Consider the following 23000-nt stretch of genomic DNA (forward strand, 5'->3'; position numbering starts at 1 on the left):
ACGTGTTCTTCGGTATAAACGTTCGCTTTCTGCGTTGCGAACGGACTCCCATGAACGCCATAAAACTGATTTTCCTGCTGATCATTTTTCCCCTGCTGCTGGCCGGCGTTGGAACATGGCAATTGCAGCGCGCCACCGAGGGCGCGCTGGTTCCCGAGCAAGCCCAAGCCTATGTCAACGTGATGAAGCCCGTGCTGAAGAGGTGGGTGGAAGAAAATCCGACGGTGCCCATTACGGTGGGCAGTGACGCCCTCAGCCCGGAGCAGTTTCTCTCCCGACTGGCGCGAATCGAGGCCGAGCTGCCCACCGCGCGCCAACTCAATCGCGTCTTGCGCACGCTGGCACCCTGGGTGATGGGGCTCGGACTGCTCGCCGCGCTGATCGGCGTGGCCGCGCTGGCCGGTACGCAATGGGCAGGGCGGCGCGCGCAGCAGTCGCGAGAACAGTTGCTGCAGGTATTTTCCCTGGGCAGCCGGTTGTTGCCCTACGTGCTGGTAAGCCAGGTGGTGGCGATGGCGGCGACGCTCGCCTTGGTGCTGAGTTATGAGGGCCTGGCGCTGTGGCATATCGGCCGGTTGGGCCGGGGCGAAGTCAAGCTGATGGGGTGGCTGGGGGTAATCGCGGTAATCTGCCTGTATTCGATCTGGCTGCTGCTCAAACAACTGCGGCACATGCTGGTGATGTTCGAGCCCACGCCGCTCGAGATGTTCGGCCGCGTGGTGACGGCTGAACAGGCGCCCGGGTTATGGCGCCAGGTGCGCGAGTTGGCCGACAGATTGGGCGCGTTGCCGCCGGATCATATTGTGGTCAGCCTCGCCCTGGGCTTTTACGTGACCTCCAGCCCCGCCACGGTGCGGCCCGCTGAAACGCCGCTGCACGGGCGCACCCTGCATGTGCCGCTGCTGTACCTCGGGTTGCTGAGCCGCGAGGAAGTCGACGCCGTGATCGGCCATGAGCTGGCGCATTTTGTCGGCGAAGACACCGAGTACAGCCTGCGCTTTGTGCCGATCTACGATGGCGTCAGCCGCAGCCTGGAGACGCTGGCGCAGACCATGATGAACAGCGATCTGATCCAGGGTTGGTTGATGCGCCCGTCGTTCCTGTTCGGGGTGTTTTTCATGCAGCGCTTCGATCATGCGGTGAACCGCTGGAGCCGTGAGCGCGAGTTGCTGGCCGACGCCGCCGGTGGCCGCTTGGCAGGCAATGCGGCAGTAGCCTCGGCGCTGTTGCGCATATCGGTGTTGCAGACGCCTGTGGAAGACGTGCTACTGGCCCATTGCGACACCCCCGTTGAGGGCGATGTGCTGAACGCCGCCCTCGCCGCGTTGCAGGGCCAAGAATTGCAGGCACCCGACGAAGCGCTGGAAACGCATCAACCCCACCCGACCGATTCCCACCCCTCCAACGGCGAGCGCCTGCACGCATTGCGTGTGCCCTGGGCCGACGCCATGCACAGCGCCACCCGTGGCGTGGACGCAGAGGCTGCGAGCCGGCAAATCGATGCCCTTTTCAGCGCGGCGCACCCGCTGCGTGAGCAACTGTCCCACGACCTGATCGCCGCAGCGGCCTGCGAACAAACAGCTCACACTCATCTGCTGGAAACCCTGGCCGCCTCGGCGCAAGGCGAACATGCCCTGCACGAAGGCGGTCGCCGACGTGCCGTGTTAATGGCGGTGTTGGCGCTGCCGTTTATGTTGCTGGGGCTGGCGATGATGAGCGAGCCCTGGCTTGCCCCGGAGCGCTTGAAAGGCACGGCGCTGTCCGCCGTGGGTGCCGGGGCGGGGATTGCCAGCATTGCGCTGATATTTCTGTGGCTGGGCATCCGCCGGTTCAAACGCGCGCCGCAGACCGCGTTGCGCCTGACGCCGGAACATTTCGTGTTTGCCAATCTGGCGCAACCGCTGCCCATCGAACACATCGCCACTGTCACGCTGCAGTTTGTCCAAGGCATCTGGGTGACCGTCGAACTGACGCCCGAGGCGCCGTTACCCGAACTGCGCAAAACCGCATTCGGCGTACCCGGTGCGCGGGTCAACCGCAAGAAACGTCAGGTGCTGTTGCAGATGGCGCAGCTGTGCATCGACAACAAGAAGATCGAACCCTATGAAGGCCTGACGCTGATGACCGACTACGTCAACGCATCCCTCGCCCGCAAGATTCTGCAAAACCGGCAGGACTGAACCCGCGACATAAAAAAACCCCGAACCAGTCGGGGTTTTTTATCGCCTGCAATCAGGCGCGACGCCGGATCAATTAGAAAACGTTGATCGGGTAGTCGGCGAACAGGCGGAACTCGTTACCGCCTACGTTGTAGTTACTGGCGTTGTTGGAAACGCGCAACCACGAGGCACGAGCACGCAGGCTCAGGTCTTTGACCGGGCCGCTCTGAACGACGTACTTGAACTGGTTCCAGATTTCACGCTCGGTGCCATCGCCACGACCGCTGCCGTCGTCGATATTGGTACCGCGCACGTAGGCCACGTTGTAGGTCAGGCCAGGCATGCCGAAGGTAGCGAAGTCGATGCCGTAGGCCGCTTGCCACGAACGCTCGTCCTTGCCGTTGAAGTCGGACCAGTAGGAGTTGGCCAGCAGGATGGTGTTGCCGCCGTCTCCGATGCCGCCATCGTTGCGGTAGCCGCCGTACAGGTAGCCGGTGTCGCCGGTGCTGCGCTGGTGAGCGACGGTGAAGCTGTGCGGACCAACAGCCCACGTGGCGCCCAGGCTCCAGATTTTGTTGTCGCGCGCGTCTGCATCACCTTGGTTTTCCAGGGCGAAGCTGCGATCCAGCTTGGTCTTGTAGCCGTTGAAGTCAAACGTCAGCGACTGCTTTTCCGGCAGGGCCAGTACGTAGTTGACGTTGACGTATTGCTTCTTCAGCACGTCCTGCATGTCGGAGGCGTACAGCGCTGCCGACAGGCTTTCGGTGAATTTGTAGCTACCACCGATGTAATCGATGCTTTTCAGACGGCCGCTGTCGGTACCTTCAGCGCTCTTACGCGCTTCCTTGGTGAAGTGACCCGCGTCCAGTTGCAGACCTTCGATCTCTTTGGAAACGATCGAGGTACCGGTGTAGGTTTCCGACAACAGACGAGAGTTGTCGTAAGCCAGCACGGGCACGTTCGGGAACTGGTCGCCGTACTTGAGCACAGTGTTGGACAGGCGGAACTTCACCGCCGCGCCGCCTTTGGCCAGGTCGTTGGCGGCCGAGCCGCTGTCGCCTTGCTTGAAGAAGTCGATACCGCCCGCGCCGCTGCGGCCTTTACCGCCGTCCAGGCGAATGGCGTACTGGCCAATCACGTCCACACCCACACCGACGGTGCCTTGGGTGAAACCGGACTCGAACTTACCGATGAAGCCTTGGCCCCATTCGGCTTTGTCTTGCTTGCCATTCTTGTAGTCACGGCTGATGTAAGCGTTACGTGCGGCGATGTTCAGGTGGCTGTCTTCAACGAAACCCTTGGATTGCTCCTGGTCGTTTGCCATGGCTGTCGATGCGCTCAAAATCCCCAGAGCGATCAGACTCATCCGTTGTTTCAACATTTCTTATATTCCTTATTACTGGTTGAGTACGCGCTATGACACCAGGCTCCATATTGCTGTTTTGGTGTCGACTTTTTCCGAAAAAAACAAAGCCCGCGGACGACTGAACTGCCGCAGGCCTTTTCTTATTGGTTGAGTCATGGCTGTTAGCCACAGGCGTTGGACGCAATGCTAGTCTTGCGTTGAACTATGTGTCAATTTCGCGAATCGTCTGTATTTAGGCAAAAAAATTCTAAGCCACGGCCTACAGCGCTTCGGCCATCGCCTGGAAATCTTATCCATACAGAAAAAATACGGCCCCACTAACATATTTTATAAGTCGAACGCGTGGGAACAGGTACGCGCACAAATGCAAATAATTGTCATTATTCTCAAGTAAGGTCTTATGCGCTTAAGCGAACCATGTGACGCAGATTCAGCCCGAAGATCTGTCGTCACATCATGGTGAGGGGAACCTGCCGTTTCTAAGACTGAACCGACTTTAAACGGGGGCCTGCTCGCGACAGGTATAGCTCAATCACTTATTCAGTGAAGGGCACACCGCAATGGCGAACATGCTCCCTCGCCGATGGTTGATCGGCGAGTTCTCAGTTATTCATCAATTCGCACAATGCGTGCATTTCTTCGTCGCTGAACAAGCCTGCCGGGTAGCGCTCACTCATCACACTGAATAAATCAGGCGGCTGCCTGACCTGCCGTGAGCCATGTGCCTTCAACCAGAGCGCCAGCGCATGGATTTCGTCACTGTTGACTCGCACGGGGTGGAACGTGCGCGTGTGCATCAAGTTGATATCGACATTCATTTCAGCGCTCTCTCCTACTGCATGAGCGGCTAACTTACTCAAGGTTTATGACAGAACTGCGCAGTCATCACCGTGGGCCACTGTGACAATACCAATACAAGAGCTATGCCAATGTGCAGTATTTATAGGCAGTTGGACACAAAAAAGCCCACGGCCTTACGGGGCCGCGGGCTTGCTGTGAACGCTAGAACCGAGTGGCGCCCGGTCGTCGCTCCGACGTTGTTACAACCGCACTCAGTTTTTCTGCGGGGCAGGCTGTTGTTGGGTCAGGCAATGGATATTGCCCCCACCCAGTAACAGTTCGCGGCCCGGCACCATCACTACTTCGTGCTGCGGGAACAGGTTCTGCAGGATTTCGCGGGCCTGGTTGTCCAGCGGGTCGTCGAAGCTCGGCGCGATGATGCCGCCGTTGACGATCAGGAAGTTGACGTAGGAACCGGCCAGACGCACGGAAGGGTTGCGCTCCTGGCTGCCGTCCACCGGGTCCACACCCGCGCACTCTGCTTCGGTGGCATAAAGCGGCCCCGGAATCGGCATTTTATGCACTGTGAACGAGCGGCCCCGGGCATCGGTGCTGCTTTGCAGCACGTCCATGGCGGCATGGCAGCGTGAGTAGTTCGGGTCTTGCGGGTCGTCGGTCCAGGCCAGCAGCACTTCGCCCGGGCGTACATAGCAGCAGAAGTTATCCACATGGCCGTCGGTTTCGTCGTTGAACAGGCCGTCTGGCAACCAGATGATCTTATCCACAGCCAGGTTGGCGCTCAGCACCGCCTCGATGGCTGCACGGTCGAGATGCGGGTTGCGATTGCGGTTGAGCAGGCATTCTTCGGTGGTGATCAGGGTGCCTTCGCCGTCGACATGAATCGAGCCGCCTTCCAGCACAAACCCTTCGGTGCGGTAGCGCGGCGCACGCTCGATCTCGAGGATCTTGCCGCCAACCTGCGCGTCACGGTTCCACGGCGCATACAGGCCGCCGTCAAAACCGCCCCAGGCGTTGAAATCCCAGTTCACGCCGCGCACTTCACCACGGTTGTCGATCACGAAAGTCGGGCCGGTGTCGCGCACCCAGGCGTCGTCGCTGGACATTTCCACCACGCGGATATTGGGCACGTCGAGGCGGGCACGGGCGTTTTCGTACTGGCCGGCGGAAACCGCCACGGTGACCGGCTCGAAACGCGCGATAGCCTTGGCCACCGCCATGTGCGCGGCCTGCGCCGGCTTGCCACCCAGGCGCCAGTTGTCCGGGCGCTCGGGCCAGATCATCCAGGCCTGGGTCTGTGGCGCCCATTCGGCAGGCATATGAAAGCCATCGGCGCGAGGTGTGCTGTGCAGGGTAGTCATGGCGATCAGGGCTCCGAAAGGGTGAAGGCCGACTTTATAACCGATAAAAATCGGCCTTAAAAGCATCAAAACAATATAGCCGATAAAGATGACAGCATTTAACCGATAACAATCGATTATTTATAGCTGTTCATCCAGCACCTTCGACAGCATGTCGACAAAGAAATCCACACTGCGTCTGGAGGTGACCATCGGCGGCTTGATCTTGAGAATGTTCAGGTAATCACCGGTCGGCTGCATGAAAATCCCCAGCTCACGCAAGCGGTCGCACAGCAGTGTGGTCTCTTCGGTGGCGGGTTCCAGGGTATGCCGGTCGCGCACCAGCTCCAGGCCCAGATAGAAGCCGGACCCATGAACCGCGCCGACCAACGGGTGACGGTCGATCAGGGCTTCCAGCCGCGCCTTGAAATGCGCGCCGACCACTTGGGCGTTTTCCCAGAGCTTTTCTTCCTCCATCACATCCAGCACCGCCATGCCGATCCGGCAACTGACCGGGCTGCCCCCCGATGACGAGAAGAAATACCCCTCGGCCTCCAGCGCCTCGGCAATCTCGCGACGGGTGATCACCGCCCCCAACGGCTGACCGTTGCCCATGCCCTTGGCCATGGTAATGATATCGGGCACCACGCCCTGCTCTTCAAAGCCCCAGAAGAAATGCCCCATGCGGCCATAACCCACCTGAACCTCATCGGCGATGCACACGCCACCTTGGGCGCGCACCAACGCATACACCTGCTGCAAATAGCCCGGCGGCAGGGAGATGCCCCCGGCATTGCCATACACCGGCTCACAGATGAAGCCGGCCAGTTGGCGCTGGCTCGCGGCGATTTTCGCCAGGTTGTGTTCCACACTTCGCACGTAATCCGGCGCGCTGTCCTGCCCGCGGAACTCACCGCGATAGGTATTGGGCGCGGTCACCGGGTGAACCCAGTCCGGACGACTGCTCAGGGCCTTGGGGTTGTCGGCAATCGACGTGGACACCGCATCCGCCGCCACCGACCAACCGTGGTAGGCCTCCAGCACACTGAGCATGTCGCGCCCGCCGCTGTAGGCCCAGGCCAGGCGGATGGCCAGGTCATTGGCCTCGGTGCCGCTGTTGACCAGGAAGACCCGGTCCATGCCGTCCGGCGCCAGCGCCAGCAAGCGCTCGGAGAATTCGGCAATCGCCGCATAGTGAAAGCGCGAGTTGGTGTTGAGCAGCGACCACTGCCGCGCCGCCACCGCTGCCATGCGGGGGTGACCATGGCCGAGCACGGCGACGTTGTTGAGCATGTCCAGATAGGAGCGGCCCTGCATGTCGATCAGATGGTTGCGCCAGCCTCGTTCAATGCGCGGCGGATCGACGTAATAATGCTTCTGCGAGCGCGCGAAGCTGGCATCGCGTCGCGCCAGCAGGGCTTGGGGGTCGAGCTCGGGTTCGGCATCGCAGGCCAGCCCCAGCAGCGCCGAGGGTGACGGGCATAGCGCTTGCCACGCCGACGCCCGGCTCGGCGTGCAGAACAGCGGTGGCTCAACGTCGGCGCGGCACCATTGCACGGTCAGGGGAGCATGGACCTCGCCCAGTATTTGCCCCTCCACCACCGCCGCTCCCGCGCTCAATGAGGTGCTTACACCCCACAAGCGCAGGCTCAACGGACCATCCTGCACGCACAGCAAGCCATCGGCACCGACACGCAGCACCCCAGCGAAGGGCGCCTCCACCGCTGTATCGTGGGGCAGGTGCAACTCGACATGCAGCGGGAACGTCTGCGGTTCCGTGGCGCTGTCCGGGCAGGTGCGCGACAAACGGTATTGGCCGTAGCGACTGGCGGCCAACCCGTGAACCGCCGCAGCCTCGTCCAGTAAGCGCCGGTCAATCCCCGGCTGTTCCCAATTACCCGCTTCGAAGTGTGGGCTGAGCACTCCCAGGTCGATCAGCGCGAACTCGCGTCCCACCAGCCCCGGCAAGAGCGGCGCGAACCCCTCGCTGGCGATCGGTGGCAGCGTCTGCCCGACACAGAGCAGGATCGCCGCCTCCATCAATTCAAACGGCACCGACGTTGCAACCTGGAAAATTTCCCACTCATGCTCGGCGTTTTTCAACAGGTAGTCGTTATCGGGGTCCAGGCGTTGCTGCTGTTCGCTGCTGAGCACCAGCACCGCCGCACGGGCGACGATCAGCGGCCATAGCGCCTGCAGTTCTTCGCGCTGTAACGGCGTAACGGCGTGACAGGCCTGGATTGCCGGCAAGATGGCAAAGGGATCGCCCTGGGCATGGTGCAGCAAGGCGGCGCAGGTCACCGACAGGTCGGCGATGCGCCAGGTGTGCACCAGATCGCCGAAATCGATCACCCCCTGGATCTGCCAATGACGCAGGGCATCGCGCTGCCAGACCACATTGTCATCGGTAATGTCCATGTGTACCGCTTGCCACGGCAAGTGATCCGCCAGGGGCCGAATGCGCTCGCCGACCTGCTCGGCGACTTGCTCCAATGCCGCGCGGTGGGGCAGGTCTGGCAGGGTCGCCAGCAGGTGGCTGATCAGTTCCTGCGCGTGGCGCGGGTCCCATTGCAGGGTCCGCTCCAGGCCCGGATGCGCAAAATCGGCCAGCGCCTGGCTCATCCGCCCGCACAAGTCACCGAAGCCTGCGATGACCTCGCGGCCCACGTGAGGCAGGTGGGTCAAGGGCTGGCCGTCGATGTAATCCAACAGCCGCAGGTGCAGGGTTTGCCCGTCGACGGTCACGGTCAGCAGGTCCTCACCGGTCAGGGCCTTGATGACTCGGGGGACGCGCAACCCGTCCTGCGTCTGCAAGGCGTGGAGCGCGGCATGCTGGGCGTGCAATTCGACGGCGGCGTAGTCGCCCAGGCAGATTTTCAGAACAAAGCGGCCATGGTTGGTGTCGACGCTGTAGTTGAGGTCTTGTTGGCTGCCAAGTGATTGCAATGTGCCGCCAAGGCCATAATGCCGCTCAAGCAAGTGTGCAGCCTGATCGGGCCCCACTTGCGGGCAAGGCAGGCTGGTACGATGGATCAACGTGGCAAGCAACATGATGAGGACCTCTGTTTTTATCAGGCGCCTATATCGCCATTGTTAATGGGGGTTAAGCAACCCCCCAACGTGCCGCGCTTGCACAGATCCGCGTCACAACTCAAGCTATGCCCCATTCGCTAAATGTCCGTCTAAGGAAAAGGCCCCCCGACATGCGTATTCTCATCACCGGAGGTGCCGGTTTCATCGGCTCTGCCCTGATCCGCCACCTGATTCAACACACCGAGCACGAAGTGCTCAACCTGGACAAACTGACCTACGCCGGCAACCTGGAGTCGCTGACCAGCATCGCGTCCAACAGCCGCTATGAGTTCGTCCAGGCCGATATCGTCGACCAGGCCACCGTCAGCGCCGTGCTCGCGCGCTTCGAGCCCCAGGCGATCATGCACCTGGCGGCCGAGTCCCATGTCGACCGTTCCATCGACGGCCCGTCGGATTTTATCCAGACCAACATTGTCGGCACCTACAGCCTGCTGGAAGCCGCCCGCGCGTATTGGCAAACGCTCGCAGAACCGGCCAGGAGCGCGTTCCGCTTCCACCACATCTCCACCGACGAGGTGTACGGCGACCTGCACGGCGTAGACGATCTGTTCACTGAAACCACGCCCTACGCACCCAGCTCGCCCTACTCGGCCAGCAAGGCCGCGTCCGACCACCTGGTTCGCGCCTGGCAGCGCACGTATGGCCTGCCGGTATTGCTGACCAACTGCTCGAACAACTACGGGCCGTTTCATTTCCCCGAGAAGCTGATCCCCCTGGTGATCCTCAACGCCCTCGCTGGCAAGCCGTTGCCAGTCTACGGCGACGGCTTGCAGGTCCGCGACTGGCTGTTCGTCGAAGACCACGCCCGTGCGTTGCTCAAGGTGGTGACCGAAGGCGTGGTCGGCGAGACCTACAACATCGGCGGCCACAACGAGCAGAAGAATATCGACGTGGTACGCAGCATCTGCGCCCTGCTGGAAGAGCTGGCACCGCAACACCCGGCCGGTGTCGCGCACTTTGCCGACCTGATCACCTTCGTCAAGGACCGCCCCGGCCACGACCAGCGCTACGCCATCGATGCCAGCAAGATCGAACGCGAGTTGGGCTGGGTCCCGCAAGAAACCTTTGAAACCGGGCTGCGCAAAACCGTGCAGTGGTACCTCGATAACCTGGAATGGTGCCGCAGGGTCCAGGACGGCAGTTATCAGGGCGAACGATTGGGCAATACCGACATGAAGGATCTGATTGCATGACAAAGGGAATCGTATTGGCCGGCGGCTCCGGCACCCGTTTGCACCCCATCACTCTGGGCGTGTCCAAGCAACTGTTGCCGGTGTATGACAAGCCGATGATCTACTACCCGATCTCGGTGCTGATGCTCGCGGGAATCAAGGACATCCTGGTGATCTCCACGCCAGTGGACTTACCGCAATACCGCAATCTGCTGGGGGATGGCAGCCAGTTCGGCGTGCGTTTCAGCTATGCGGAGCAGCCGTCGCCGGACGGTTTGGCTCAAGCCTTCATCATTGGCGAAGCATTCATCGGCGACGATCCGGTGTGCCTGATCCTGGGCGACAATATTTTCCATGGCCAACACTTCGGTGATCAACTGCGCACCGCGGCCGAACGCCCGTCCGGCGCCACCGTGTTCGGCTATTGGGTCAAAGATCCAGAGCGTTTCGGCGTAATCGACTTCGACAAAGAGGGCCGCGCCCTGTCGATCGAAGAGAAGCCGGCGAAGCCGAAATCCAGCTATGCCGTGACCGGTCTGTATTTCTACGATAACGACGTGATCAAGATCGCCAAGGCGGTCAAGCCCTCGCCCCGTGGCGAACTGGAGATCACCGACGTGAACAACGCTTACCTCAAGCGCGGCGACTTGCATGTGGAGCGTTTTGGACGTGGCTTTGCCTGGCTCGACACCGGCACCCACGACAGCCTGCTCGAAGCCTCGACCTATGTGCAGACCATCGAGCACCGCCAAGGGCTGAAAGTTGCCTGCCTTGAAGAGATCGCTTACGAGAATGGCTGGATCGATCGTGACCATCTGCTGGAACGCGCCAAGTACTTTGGCAAAACCGGCTACGGTCAATATTTGTACACGCTCGCCGGGGATACTGAATGAATGTAACCGCCACTGAGTTGCCCGGTGTATTGATCATCGAGCCGAAGGTTTTTGGCGATGAGCGCGGCTTTTTCTACGAAAGTTTCAACGCCCGGGACTTTGCCCAGGCCACAGGTTTACAACCACAATTTGTGCAGGACAACCACTCACGCTCGCAAAAAGGCGTGCTGCGGGGCCTGCACTATCAGATCGAACACGCCCAGGGCAAACTGGTACGCGTGACAGCGGGTGAAGTATTGGATGTGGCGGTGGATATTCGCCGCAGTTCGCCTAATTTCGGCAGGTGGGCCAGCGTGCGCCTGTCTGCCGACAATTGCCGCCAATTGTGGATTCCACCGGGGTTCGCCCACGGCTTTGTGGTCCTCAGCGACTACGCCGAGTTTCTCTACAAGACGACCGACTACTACACGCCTGCCGCAGAGCGTTGCATTCGCTGGAACGACGCTGAACTCGACATCGATTGGCAGTTGGACGGCACACCGACATTGTCCGCCAAGGATCAGAACGGCAAAGACCTGAGGGACGCGGAGCTATTCCCTTGAGCAGCCGCCTTAAAATTCTGATCACCGGCCAACACGGCCAACTCTCCCAAGAGCTGCAACAACGACTCCTGGGCCTGGGCGAACTCATCGTGCTGGGCCGCGACAGGCTGGACCTGGCTCACGTCGACCAGATCCGCCAGCAAGTGCGCGCCCATCGCCCCGACCTGATCATCAACGCCGCGGCCCACACCGCGGTCGATCAGGCCGAAAGTGAGCCGGACGCGGCCTTCGCGATCAACGCCACCGCGCCCGGCGTTCTCGCCGAGGAAGCCAAGGCCTTGGGCGTGCCGCTGATCCATTACTCCACCGACTACGTGTTCGACGGCAGTAAACCTGCGCCCTACACCGAAGCCGACACACCCAACCCGCTGGGCGTCTACGGCCAGAGCAAGCTCGCCGGTGAGCAGGCGATCGTGGCAGTGGGGGGCGAATACCTGATCCTGCGCACCAGTTGGGTCTACTCCCTTCACGGCAAGAACTTCCTGTTGACCATGCAGCGTCTGCTGCAAGAAAAACCGCAGATGCGGATCGTCGCCGACCAGATCGGCGCGCCGACCTGGGCCGGCACCATCGCCAACAGCACCCGCGCGTTGATCGAGCGCTGGCAGGCCGGGCAAGCGGGCGACTGGGGTATCTATCACCTGACCGCCCAAGGCGAAACGTCGTGGTTCGGCTTCGCCCAGGCGATTGGCGAGCACCTGCGCGCCACAGGCAAACCCTGCGCCGACCTGGAAGCGATCCCGTCCAGCGCCTACCCGACGCCGGCCAGGCGCCCACTGAACTCGCGCCTCGATTGCAGCCGCCTGCAACAGCAGTGGCAGGTCAGCCAGCCGCTATGGCAAGACGCATTGCGCGAGTGTCTTGCACAGCAGCACTAGGCATAATGCGTCTGTACCCTCAGGCGCATGACTCCCATGACCCCACCCCTCCCGCGAAGACCCCGCTGGCGCAGCCTCGCCCTGTTGGCGCTGTGCCTGGCGCCGCTGCTGTGGCCGCTGGAGCACCTGGCCGAGCGCTACTACCGCAGCGAACTGGCCGGGCAGAACCGCCAGACCCTCGACCTGTACGTCGCCAACCTGCTGGGCACCCTGCACCGCTATGAAGTGCTGCCGCAGATCCTCGGCGACTTGCCAGCCCTGCGCACCGCGCTGGCGGCACCGCAGGTCAGTACCAACCTGGCCAACGCCAACCTGTTGCTCAAGGACGTCGCCGCCCAGGCCGGGGTCGAAGTGATGTACCTGATGGACACCACCGGCAAGACCCTCGCTGCGTCCAACTGGGACAAGCAAGACAGCTTCGTCGGGCGCAATTTCTCGTTCCGCCCGTATTTCAGCGAAGCCATGGCCGGGCGCCTGGGCCGGTTCTTCGGCTTGGGCACTACCTCGGCCAAACGCGGCTACTTCTTCGCCGCCGCGGTGCGCGATGGCGAGAAAGTCATCGGTGTGCTGGTGGTCAAGGTCGACCTGGACCACACCGAAAGCCTATGGGGCAACACCCCCGAGCAACTGCTGGTCACCGACCACAACGGCGTCGTGATCCTGACCTCGCGCCCGCAATGGCGGTTCCGCGCCACCCGGCCACTGACAGACGAAGAGCGCCAGGCGATCATCGCGATCCAGCCCTACCCGACCCGCGATCCGCAACCGCTGGCCTTGAGCCCGACGGCCTGGCTGCGCCAATCCACGGCCATCGCCGAAACCGGCTGGAACGTGGAGATCCTCGCGCCACAATCGTTGATCAACCGCCCGGTACGCACCGTGGTCGCGGTGGGCGGCGCCACGCTGTTGGTGCTGATGTTGCTGCTGGGCCTGATGATGCAGCGCCGTCGACACTACCTGGACCGCATCGCCTTCGAAGCCAAGGCCCGACGCGAACTGGAAATGCGCGTGGCCGAGCGAACCAGCGACCTGGAAGGGCTCAACCGGCGCCTGAAACAGGAAGTGCTGGAGCGCGAACATGCGCAGCAGGAACTGGTGCGCGCCCAGGACGACCTGGTGCAGGCGGGCAAACTGTCGGCGCTGGGCACCATGTCGGCGAGCATCAGCCACGAGCTCAATCAGCCCCTGGCGGCGATTCGCAGCTACGCGGAAAACGCCGAAATCCTGCTCGACCATGAGCGAACCGACGACGCGCGCGGCAATCTCAAACTGATCAGCGAGCTGACCGGGCGCATGGCCTCGATCATCGCCCACTTGCGCGCGTTCGCCCGCCGCGATCGGCATGCGCCGGAAAGCGTCGCCCTGCAACCGGCGCTGGACGACGCGCTGGCGTTGCTGGCCAAGCGGCGGCGCGCGATGGAAGTCGAGCTGATCCGCGATTTGCCCGAGGCGACCTTGTGGGTCGAGGCCGGTGAAACCCGTCTACGCCAAGTGCTGGGCAACCTGCTGGCCAATGCCCTCGACGCCCTCACCGAAAAAGGCCCGCCGCGCAAACTCTGGCTGAGTGCCGAAACCACCGAGCAGGGCGTCAACCTGTACATTCGCGACAACGGCCCGGGGTTTTGCATGGAAGCCCTGGGACGCGCCAGCGAGCCGTTCTATACCACCAAGACCCGCACCCAGGGCCTCGGGCTGGGCCTGGCGATCTGTGACACCTTGATGCGTGCCTTTGGTGGCGAACTGCTGTTTGCCAACCACAAGCAAGGCGGCGCGCTGTTAACCTTGAAATTGCGTGCCGGCTCGCCGGGCGTCAGTCTGCAACCGTCCGAGGACCGCAGTGTATGAGTATCGATAACCAGATTCAGGTGGTGTTGATCGACGACGATCCACACTTGCGTCAGGCCCTGTGCCAGACCCTGGACCTGGCCGGGCTGAAAGTCCTGCCCCTGGGCGAAGCCACCGGCCTCACCGCGCAGCTGTCGCGGGATTGGCCGGGCGTGGTGGTCAGCGATATCCGCATGCCCGGCATGGACGGCCTGGAGTTGCTGGCCGAGCTGCACGGCCAGGACCCGGAGCTGCCGGTGCTGCTGATCACCGGCCACGGCGATGTACCGCTGGCGGTGCAGGCCATGCGTGCCGGTGCGTATGACTTCCTCGAAAAGCCGTTCGCCAGCGACGCCCTGCTCGACAGCGTGCGCCGCGCCCTGGCCCTGCGCCGGCTGGTGCTGGATAACCGCAGCCTGCGCCTGGCCCTCAGCGATCGCCAGCAATTGAGCACGCGCCTGGTCGGGCATTCCCCGCAAATGCTGCGCCTGCGCGAGCAGATCGGCGCGCTGGCGGCAACCAAGGCCGATGTACTGATCCTCGGCGAAACCGGCGCCGGCAAAGAGGTGGTCGCCCGCGCACTGCACGACTTGTCGAGCCGGCGCAGCGGGCCTTTCGTGGCGATCAACGCTGGCGCGCTCGCCGAGTCGGTGGTCGAAAGTGAGCTGTTCGGCCACGAGCCGGGCGCCTTTACCGGCGCGCAAAAACGCCGCATCGGCAAATTCGAATTCGCCAACGGCGGCACATTGTTCCTCGACGAAATCGAAAGCATGAGCCTGGATGTGCAGGTCAAGCTGCTGCGCCTGCTGCAGGAGCGCGTGGTCGAGCGCCTGGGCGGCAATCAACTGATCCCGCTGGATATCCGCATCATCGCCGCCACGAAGGAAGACCTGCGCCAGTCCGCCGACCAGGGCCGCTTCCGCGCCGACTTGTATTACCGCCTCAACGTCGCGCCGTTGCGCATTCCGCCGCTGCGTGAGCGCGGTGAAGATGCGCTGATGCTGTTCCAGCACTTTGCCGACGAAGCCAGCAGCCGCCATGGCCTGCCGCTGCACGAATTGCAGCCGGGCCAGCGCGCACTGCTGCTGCGCCACAGTTGGCCGGGCAATGTGCGGGAATTGCAGAACGCCGCCGAGCGCTTCGCCCTGGGCCTGGAGTTGGCGCTGGACAACACCCCGGACAATCTCTCCGCCGGCCTGCTGACCTCCACCCCCGGCGGCCTGAGCGAACAAGTCGAACAGTTCGAAAAAAGCCTGATCGCCGCCGAACTGAGCCGCCCCCACAGTTCCCTGCGCAGCCTCGCCGAAGCCCTCGGCGTACCGCGCAAGACCCTGCATGACAAACTGCGCAAGCACGGCCTCAACTTTGCCGACAGCGCCAGCCACAGCAGCGACGACGAATGACCCACCCTATCCGCCAAGAGGCCGCCATGAGCCGCGACAGCCGTTACCTGGAATCTATCCTCCACCACGACATCCCCCTCACCCGGGAAATGGGCCTCAAGGTGCTCGACTGGCAAAACGGCCAATTGCAACTGCACTTGCCCCTGCAAGCCAATATCAACCACAAGAGCACCATGTTCGGCGGCAGCCTGTATTGCGGCGCGGTCTTGGCGGGCTGGGGTTGGCTGCACTTGCAGTTGCGCGAAGAAGGCATTGAAGACGGGCATATCGTGATCCAGGAAGGGCAGATCAGTTACCCGCTGCCCGTCACACGAGACGCGACCGTGATCTGCCAGGCGCCGGAGGAGAAAGTGTGGAAGCGCTTTGTGGCGACGTACAAGCGCCATGGCCGCGCGCGGTTGACCCTGGAAACGCGGATTGTGAATGACGGCAGTGACGAGCGGGCGGTGGTTTTCAGCGGCCAGTACGTCCTGCACCGCTAGCCGCCGCGCCACAAAACAAAGTGGGTGCAAGCCCCCCCTACATTTTGATCTGCTGAGGCCTTAAGCGCGGGCCAGGGTGAGCAGGCGTTCGCGCCACGCGGCTTTGGCCGGCAGCGCCAGGAAGAACGGGTTCAGCAACGATTCCCGCGCCGGATAGCTGAACGGCTCGCCGCTCAACTCCAGCACTTCGCCGCCCGCACCTTCGAGCACGCCCTGGGCTGCGGCGGTATCCCACTGGGAGGTCGGCGCCAGGCGCGGGTAGCAATCGGCACTGCCTTCGGCCAACAGGCAAAACTTCAACGAGCTGCCGATATTCGCCAGCTTCAACTCACCCAAGCCTTCGCTCAAGCCCTGGAGCAAACGCTCCTGCTCAGGGCTGCTGTGTCGGCGGCTGGCAACCACGGTAAACGCCTCGCCGGCGGCCGGGGCCAGGCGCACCTGGATCGGCCTGGGCGCTTCGTTCACATCGGAGCGCCACGCCCCCAGGCCCGCGCCGCCAAAGTAGCAACGACCGCTGGTGGGCATCGACACCACGCCAAACACCACGCGGCCCTGTTCGATCAACGCGACGTTGACAGTGAATTCATCGCTGCCGGAAATGAATTCCTTGGTGCCATCCAACGGGTCCACCAACCACCAGCGCTGCCAGCCGGCACGCACGCTCTGGTCGATATCGGCGTCTTCTTCAGAAAGCACCGGGATGCTCGGGTCCAGCGCGGTAAGGCCGGCGAGAATCAGATGATGAGCGGCAAGGTCGGCCGCCGTCACGGGTGAATTATCGGACTTGGACGTCACGGCCACATTGGCGCGCCAGAACGGCATGATGACTTCACCGGCCTGGCGCGCCAGCTCGATCACCGGGGCAATGAATGGGTGGCCTAGAAACAATTCGCTCATGCGCTGAACACTCCACGCTGGGTCAACAGGTCTCGTACCAGGTACAGCGCGGCCAGGGCACGGCCTTCGCTGAACTGCTCGTTTTGCGCCAGTTGCGCCAGCTCGCGCAGGTTGACCCGGTCTACACGCATCGGCTCGGGCTCATCGCCTTCCAGGCGTTCTTCATACAGATCGGTGGCCAGTACCACCTGGATTTTCTGGCTCATGTAGCCAGGCGACAGCGAAAGCTCGGTGAGGTGCTCCAACTGGCGCGCGCCATAGCCGGCTTCTTCCTTGAGTTCACGGTCCGCCGCCGCCAGCACATCCTCGCCCGGTTCGATCAAACCCTTGGGCAACGAAAGCTCGTATTCGTCGGTCCCGCCGCAGTACTCCTCCACCAGCAACGCATGCTCGGCGTCGATCATCGCCACGATCATCACCGCGCCGTAGCCGGCACCGCGCCCCACCAGGCGCTCGTAGGTCCGTTCTACGCCGTTGGAAAAGCGCAATTGCACTGCTTCCACGCGGAACAAACGGCTACTGGCGACTATTTCGCGGGAGAGGACGGTGGGTTTCTGGCGCATAAGCGGCTCCTTGGGGTGATCGGGTTACTATACCGTGGCTTTTCCGATTGTCTGTGTCGGATATCTTTACTTACGTGAGAACGCCCCATGCCCTCTTTGCCCTGGCACGCCATCGACACCGTTCTGCTGGACATGGACGGCACCCTGCTCGACCTGCATTACGACAACCACTTCTGGATGGAACACCTGCCCCAACGCTACGCCGAGTTGCACGGGGTGAGCCGTGCCATGGCCGAAATGGAGTTGCAGCCTCTGTTCGAGCGTAACGCCGGCCAGTTGCAATGGTATTGCCTGGATTTCTGGAGTACCGAGCTGAAAATCCCGGTGCGCGAACTCAAGCAGGAAACCGCCCACCTGATCGCCCTGCGTGCGGATGCCGATACGTTTCTGGCGGCGATCCGACAGGCCGGCAAGCGCGTGATCCTGATCACCAACGCGCACCGTGATTCACTGTCATTGAAGATGGAACGCATCGAGCTGGCGCCGTATTTCGAGCGGATGATCAGTTCCCACGACTACGGTTTCGCCAAGGAAAACCCACAGTTCTGGGACGCCCTGCAGGCCGATATCGACTTCGACCCGGCGCGCAGCCTGTTCATCGACGACACCTTGCCGATCCTGCGCAGCGCCAGGGACTTCGGCGTGGGGCATTTGCTGGCGGTGAAAGAGCCGGACAGCAAAAAAGGGCCAAAGGACACCGGGGAATTTGCGGCAGTCGAGGATTACCGGGATCTCATTGTCGGACTCTGAACCCATGTGGGAGCAAGCCCCCACACAGGTTTACCGCGTGTACTACTCGGGAATGCGCAGCGTCTGCCCCGGGTAGATCTTGTCCGGATGCGACAACATCGGCTTGTTGGCCTCAAAGATCTTGTTGTACAGATTGGCGTTGCCATACATCGCCAGGGAAATCGCGCTGAGGGTGTCGCCCTTTTTCACCACGACAAAACGCGCCGCCACAATCGGTGCGGGGTCGGTGACCTTGATCTGGTCATCCACACTCGCGACCCCGGCAATATTGCCCAGCGCCAGCAGGATCTTCTCTTTCTCTTCCTGGCTGGCGACTTCGCCGGTCACGGTCACCTTGTCGCCGTCAACCGTGGTCTGTACGTTCGGATTACCCAGACCGACCTTGGCCACATGCTCTTTCAACTGCTCGCTGGCGTTCGCATTACCCGGCGTCAACAGGTCGATCAACTTTTCGCCGGCTTCCTTAACAAAGCTCAAAATACTCATGCTGCTCTCTCCTTGGGTTTGAGTTCCAGATGCCAAAGACTAGACCAGCCCAACAGATCTGGGTTCCCAGCCGCCTAAAGACCCAAACACGCTAGAATCCCCCCGCCATTGGAATAAGCCCTGGAGCGAAGATGGACATCAAGCAACTGAAATTCCTCATCGCCCTCGACGAGACGCGCCACTTCGGCCAGGCGGCCGCGCGTTGCCATATCACCCAGCCGACCCTGTCGATGCGCCTGCGCAGCCTCGAAGAAGAACTCGATCTGCCACTGGTCAACCGTGGCCAGCGCTTCGAAGGCTTCACCGCCCCGGGTGAGCGCGTGCTGGCCTGGGCGCGCACGGTGCTGGCGGCGTATGACGGCCTGCTGGCCGAAGCCGCAGCCTGTCGCGGCAACCTGGTGGGGACGTTGCGCCTGGGCGTGGTGCCGCTGTCGAGTTTCGATCCGTTGGCGCTGATGCAGCAACTGCACACAGAACACCCAAGCCTGCGCTTTGAGCTGTCGGCCCTCAGCTCTGAACAGATCCTCGAACAATTGGCGAGCAATCGCCTGGACCTCGGCGTGTCCTACCTCGACCGCCTGGACAACGAGCGCTTCGACTCCCTGGCCCTCGGCGAAACCCGCATGGGCCTGCTGTACGACCAACGCTATTTCAGCTTCGGCGAAAAGCCCCTGAGCTGGGAAGCCCTGATCGAACTGCCGCTGGGCATGCTCACCAGCGGCATGCACTTCCGGCAGTCCATCGATCACAACTTCCATAGCCGGGGCCTGCACCCGCAACCGTTGTTGCAGACCGACGCGGTCCATCAGTTGTTACAAGCGGTCCACGGCGGGCTGTGCTGTGCGGTGATGCCCTTGGACGGCGGCCTGGACGCGCTGACCGAGCATCTGCGCCTGCAACCGATCGAAGACGCCCACACCCTGGCGCGCCTGGGGCTGATCATGCGCCGCAGCGCCCCGCGCTCTGCGTTGGCGGAAGCGTGTTTCGCGCTGTTTCAGAAATCGCAAACCGAGTCTTGATCGACGTCATCTATCGGTAGATCAGTACTGGCAATTAGACGCGACGCTTTGTCGCGCCTAGTCTAAACACTGACCCATCCGCCGTCGGTACTGCCTCATGAACGCCAAGCGCCCAGTCTGCGCGGCGCCCGCTGTTCAAACGCCCGCGCCCGCCGCCAGCCAGAGCTACCAGTTTTGCACGCTCGAACACACGGAAGTCGCCAGCACCGCGTTGGCGGAAGAAGTGGCGTTGGCGATTGCCTATAACGACATCAGCCAGGCCGTGATGCTGGTGACGCCGACGGACCTCGAAGACTTCATTGTAGGCTTCAGTATCGGCAGCGGCATTATCGCCGACGTTAGCGACATTTATGACCTGAAACTCAGCGGCACGGGCTCTGCCCAGTACGCTCAGGTGCAGATTTCCAGCCGCGCGTTCTGGAACCTCAAGCAGCAGCGCCGCCAACTGGCCGGTACCAGCGGTTGCGGGTTGTGCGGCGTGGAAGCGCTGGAACACGCCCTGCCGGACCTTGAGGTACTGCCCGGCGCGCCTCTGCCGCCGGCCGAGTGGCTCGACGGCCTGCGCCAGCGCATCAGCGCGTTCCAGCCTCTGGGCCAGCACAGCGGCGCGGTGCATGCGGCGGTGTTCATGAACAACCAGGGCGAACTGCTGCTGGGCCGCGAAGACATCGGCCGACACAACGCCCTCGATAAATTGATCGGCGCGCTGATCCGCCAACGGATTCCAAGCGAAGGCGGCCTGGCCATTGTCACCAGCCGTTGCAGCCTTGAGTTGATCCAGAAAGTCCTGCGCGCGGGCATCCAGACCCTGGTCAGCCTGTCGTCGCCCACCGGCCTGGCCCTGCAATGGGCACGCCGGCACAACCTCAATCTCATCCACCTGCCGCAGAAAAGTGCGCCGCGGGTCTACAGCCCTGCGATGGAGAAACAGCCATGAGCAATCACCACCAAGCCGACCAAACCCCAACCCCGCGCTACAAGCCTTACAAGGGTGCGGCGGGCGGCTGGGGCGCGCTGATCAGCGTGGCACAGGCATGGCTGACCAGCGACAACGCGCTGAAAAACCTGCGCATGATGCTCAAGACCAACCAGAACGGCGGCTTCGACTGCCCGGGCTGCGCCTGGGGCGACTCGCCGGAAAGCGGCATGGTCAAGTTCTGCGAAAACGGTGCCAAGGCAGTCAACTGGGAAGCCACCAAACGCCGCGTCGATGCCGCGTTCTTCGCCAAGCACAGCGTCACCGCGTTGCTGGAGCAAAGTGACTATTGGCTGGAATACCAGGGCCGCCTGACCGAGCCGATGCGCTACGACGCACAGACCGACCGTTACCAGGCCATCAGTTGGGAGGCGGCGTTCGAGCTGATCGGCCAGCACCTCAACGCCCTGCCGAGCCCGGACATGGCCGAGTTCTACACCTCGGGCCGCGCCAGCAACGAAGCGGCGTACCTGTACCAGTTGTTCGTACGCGCCTACGGCACCAACAACTTCCCGGATTGCTCGAACATGTGCCACGAAGCCAGTGGCGTGGCCCTGGCGCAAAGTGTCGGCGTCGGCAAAGGCACCGTGACCTTTGACGACTTCGAACACGCCGACGCGATTTTCGTCTGGGGCCAGAACCCCGGCACCAACCACCCGCGCATGCTCGAACCGCTGCGCGAAGCGGTGAAACGCGGCGCTCAGGTGGTGTGCATCAACCCGCTGAAAGAGCGCGGCCTGGAACGCTTCCAGCACCCGCAACACCCGCTGGAAATGCTCACCAACGGCGACAAGCCGACCAACACCGCATACTTCCGCCCAGCGCTGGGGGGCGACATGGCCATCCTGCGCGGCATGGCCAAGTTCCTGCTGTTGTGGGAGCGCCAGGCCCAAGCCGAAGGCAAGGCAGCGGTGTTCGACCACGACTTCCTCAACGAACACACCACCCACGTGCTCGATTACCTCGGCCAGATCGACGACACCTCCTGGGAAGAAATCGTCGCGCAGTCCGGCCTGCCCCTGGTGGAAATCGAGCAAGCGGCGCGCATGTACGCCAAAGGCAAGAACGTGATCATGTGTTGGGCGATGGGCATCACCCAGCATCGTCACTCGGTGCCGACCATCCAGGAAATCGCCAACCTGATGCTGCTGCGCGGCAATATCGGCCGCCCAGGCGCCGGCCTGTGCCCGGTGCGCGGCCACAGTAACGTGCAGGGCGACCGCACCATGGGCATCAACGAACGGCCGCCGGTGGCGTTCCTCGACGCCCTGGAGCGGCGCTTCCAGTTCCAGGTGCCGCGCACCAACGGTCACAACGTGGTCGAGGCGATCCACGCCATGCTGGAAGGCCGCGCCAAAGTATTTATCGGCCTGGGCGGCAACTTCGCCCAAGCCACCCCGGACAGCCCGCGCACCTTCGAAGCCCTGCGCAATTGCGACCTGACCGTGCAGATCAGCACCAAGCTCAACCGCAGCCACCTGATGCACGGCAAAGACGCGCTGATCCTGCCGTGCCTGGGCCGCACTGACATCGACATCCAGGCCGAAGGCCCGCAGGCGGTGACGGTGGAAGACTCGTTCAGCATGGTCCACGGCTCCAACGGCCAGCTGCAACCGCTGTCGAGCCGGATGAAATCCGAGCCGGCCATTCTCGCCGGCATCGCCGCCGCCACCCTGGGCAGCCAACCGGTGGACTGGAACTGGCTGGTGGCCGACTACGGACGTATTCGCGAGCTGATCGCCGACACCATCCCAGGCTTCAAGGACTTCAACGAGCGGATCAAAAACCCGGGCGGTTTCTACCTGGGCAACGCCGCCGGGGCACGTCGCTGGAACACGCCTTCGGGCCGCGCCAACTTCCGCCCGAACGTCCTGCCCAAGGACCTGATCCACGAACGCACCCACGCCACCGGGCACGTGCCGGACCTGATCATGCAGTCGATGCGCTCCCACGATCAGTACAACACCACCATTTATGGCCTGGACGACCGCTATCGCGGGGTCAAAGGTCAACGCGACGTGTTGTTCGTCAACGAAGCCGACATCATCCGCCTGGGCTTCAAGCCAGGGCAAAAGGCCGACATCGTGTCGCTGTGGGAAGACGGCCGTGAGCGCCGCGTAAAAGGCTTCACCTTGCTCGCGTTCGATATTCCGGCGGGGCAGGCAGCGGCTTACTACCCGGAAGTGAACCCGCTGGTGCCCTTGGAAAGCACCGGGGATGGCAGCCATACGCCGACGTCAAAATTTGTGGCGATCCGTCTGGAAGCGGCGAGCGACAATGGCCTGATCATGGCGCGCTCGGCGTAAATCCCGGGCACAAAAAAGGCCGCTTTTGCATAAAAGCGGCCGTTCCGAAGTAA

The 23000-nt window shown here is 62.4% G+C and carries 19 protein-coding genes; 12 read left to right on the forward strand and 7 right to left on the reverse strand.

Features of this window, described 5'->3' with window-relative positions; all coding sequences use genetic code 11:
- Window positions 1-50 precede the first annotated feature (50 nt).
- The gene (locus ACVWZP_RS19230) at window positions 51-2180 is read left to right on the forward strand and encodes a M48 family metallopeptidase (RefSeq protein ID WP_457370056.1); all 2130 of its coding nucleotides are present in this window, start codon (window positions 51-53) and stop codon (window positions 2178-2180) included.
- A gap of 73 nt (window positions 2181-2253) precedes the next feature.
- On the opposite strand, the gene ACVWZP_RS19235 is transcribed toward ACVWZP_RS19230, so the two are convergent.
- From ACVWZP_RS19235 to ACVWZP_RS19250, 4 genes are all read right to left on the reverse strand, one after another.
- Entirely contained in the window at window positions 2254-3540 is a 1287-nt protein-coding gene (locus ACVWZP_RS19235; RefSeq protein WP_079442642.1) for an OprD family porin, read from the reverse strand.
- A gap of 587 nt (window positions 3541-4127) precedes the next feature.
- Window positions 4128-4343, reverse strand: a complete 216-nt coding sequence (locus ACVWZP_RS19240; protein ID WP_017848546.1) for a hypothetical protein — start codon at window positions 4341-4343, stop codon at window positions 4128-4130.
- 234 nt (window positions 4344-4577) lie between these two features.
- A complete protein-coding gene (aguA, locus tag ACVWZP_RS19245; protein ID WP_046385034.1) occupies window positions 4578-5684 on the reverse strand; it encodes an agmatine deiminase in 1107 nt (368 codons plus the stop codon).
- A gap of 120 nt (window positions 5685-5804) precedes the next feature.
- Window positions 5805-8714: an aminotransferase gene (locus ACVWZP_RS19250; protein WP_457370057.1), complete on the reverse strand. Its 2910-nt coding sequence runs from the start codon at window positions 8712-8714 to the stop codon at window positions 5805-5807.
- Between the two features lie 152 nt (window positions 8715-8866).
- On the opposite strand from ACVWZP_RS19250, the gene rfbB reads away from it, so the two are divergent.
- The 7 genes from rfbB to ACVWZP_RS19285 are packed head-to-tail and all read left to right on the forward strand — an operon-like array spanning window position 8867 to window position 15950.
- Entirely contained in the window at window positions 8867-9949 is a 1083-nt protein-coding gene (rfbB, locus tag ACVWZP_RS19255; protein WP_046385036.1) for a dTDP-glucose 4,6-dehydratase, read from the forward strand.
- On the forward strand, window positions 9946-10821 hold the full coding sequence (rfbA, locus tag ACVWZP_RS19260) for a glucose-1-phosphate thymidylyltransferase RfbA (protein ID WP_457370058.1): 876 nt from the start codon (window positions 9946-9948) through the stop codon (window positions 10819-10821). The genes rfbB and rfbA overlap by 4 nt, the downstream gene beginning before the upstream one ends.
- Window positions 10818-11363 carry a dTDP-4-dehydrorhamnose 3,5-epimerase gene (rfbC, locus tag ACVWZP_RS19265; RefSeq protein WP_177031907.1) on the forward strand — a complete coding sequence of 182 codons (546 nt, stop codon included), beginning with the start codon at window positions 10818-10820 and terminating at the stop codon, window positions 11361-11363. The genes rfbA and rfbC overlap by 4 nt, the downstream gene beginning before the upstream one ends.
- Window positions 11360-12241 carry a dTDP-4-dehydrorhamnose reductase gene (gene rfbD / locus ACVWZP_RS19270; RefSeq protein WP_457370059.1) on the forward strand — a complete coding sequence of 294 codons (882 nt, stop codon included), beginning with the start codon at window positions 11360-11362 and terminating at the stop codon, window positions 12239-12241. Before rfbC ends, rfbD begins: the two co-directional genes overlap by 4 nt.
- A gap of 36 nt (window positions 12242-12277) precedes the next feature.
- A complete protein-coding gene (locus ACVWZP_RS19275) occupies window positions 12278-14086 on the forward strand; it encodes a sensor histidine kinase (RefSeq protein ID WP_046385040.1) in 1809 nt (602 codons plus the stop codon).
- Window positions 14083-15468, forward strand: a complete 1386-nt coding sequence (locus ACVWZP_RS19280) for a sigma-54-dependent transcriptional regulator (RefSeq protein ID WP_046385041.1) — start codon at window positions 14083-14085, stop codon at window positions 15466-15468. The genes ACVWZP_RS19275 and ACVWZP_RS19280 overlap by 4 nt, the downstream gene beginning before the upstream one ends.
- 26 nt (window positions 15469-15494) lie before the next feature.
- Window positions 15495-15950 (forward strand): thioesterase domain-containing protein, encoded by a 456-nt coding sequence (locus ACVWZP_RS19285; protein WP_457370060.1) that lies wholly within the window; start codon window positions 15495-15497, stop codon window positions 15948-15950.
- A 60-nt stretch (window positions 15951-16010) separates the two neighbouring features.
- On the opposite strand, the gene cysQ is transcribed toward ACVWZP_RS19285, so the two are convergent.
- Window positions 16011-16847 (reverse strand): 3'(2'),5'-bisphosphate nucleotidase CysQ, encoded by an 837-nt coding sequence (gene cysQ / locus ACVWZP_RS19290; RefSeq protein WP_046385043.1) that lies wholly within the window; start codon window positions 16845-16847, stop codon window positions 16011-16013.
- Window positions 16844-17410, reverse strand: coding sequence for an ADP compounds hydrolase NudE (nudE, locus tag ACVWZP_RS19295; protein WP_017848557.1), 567 nt, complete (start codon window positions 17408-17410; stop codon window positions 16844-16846). The genes cysQ and nudE overlap by 4 nt, the downstream gene beginning before the upstream one ends.
- 87 nt (window positions 17411-17497) lie before the next feature.
- Here nudE and yrfG point away from each other — a divergent pair, with 87 nt between their 5' ends.
- Window positions 17498-18160: a GMP/IMP nucleotidase gene (gene yrfG, locus ACVWZP_RS19300; protein WP_046385044.1), complete on the forward strand. Its 663-nt coding sequence runs from the start codon at window positions 17498-17500 to the stop codon at window positions 18158-18160.
- Window positions 18161-18202: 42 nt separating this feature from the next.
- On the opposite strand, the gene lysM is transcribed toward yrfG, so the two are convergent.
- Window positions 18203-18646, reverse strand: a complete 444-nt coding sequence (gene lysM / locus ACVWZP_RS19305) for a peptidoglycan-binding protein LysM (protein WP_457370061.1) — start codon at window positions 18644-18646, stop codon at window positions 18203-18205.
- A 131-nt stretch (window positions 18647-18777) separates the two neighbouring features.
- Between lysM and ACVWZP_RS19310 the strand changes: the two genes are divergently transcribed.
- The 3 genes from ACVWZP_RS19310 (at window position 18778) to ACVWZP_RS19320 (ending at window position 22947) form a co-directional block, all read left to right on the forward strand.
- Window positions 18778-19665, forward strand: coding sequence for a LysR family transcriptional regulator (locus tag ACVWZP_RS19310; protein WP_017848560.1), 888 nt, complete (start codon window positions 18778-18780; stop codon window positions 19663-19665).
- A 97-nt stretch (window positions 19666-19762) separates the two neighbouring features.
- Window positions 19763-20602 (forward strand): formate dehydrogenase accessory sulfurtransferase FdhD, encoded by an 840-nt coding sequence (fdhD, locus tag ACVWZP_RS19315; protein ID WP_046385046.1) that lies wholly within the window; start codon window positions 19763-19765, stop codon window positions 20600-20602.
- Window positions 20599-22947, forward strand: coding sequence for an FdhF/YdeP family oxidoreductase (locus tag ACVWZP_RS19320; RefSeq protein ID WP_126585936.1), 2349 nt, complete (start codon window positions 20599-20601; stop codon window positions 22945-22947). Before fdhD ends, ACVWZP_RS19320 begins: the two co-directional genes overlap by 4 nt.
- Window positions 22948-23000 lie beyond the last annotated feature (53 nt).

It is taken from the genome of Pseudomonas sp. TE36184 (assembly GCF_054060055.1).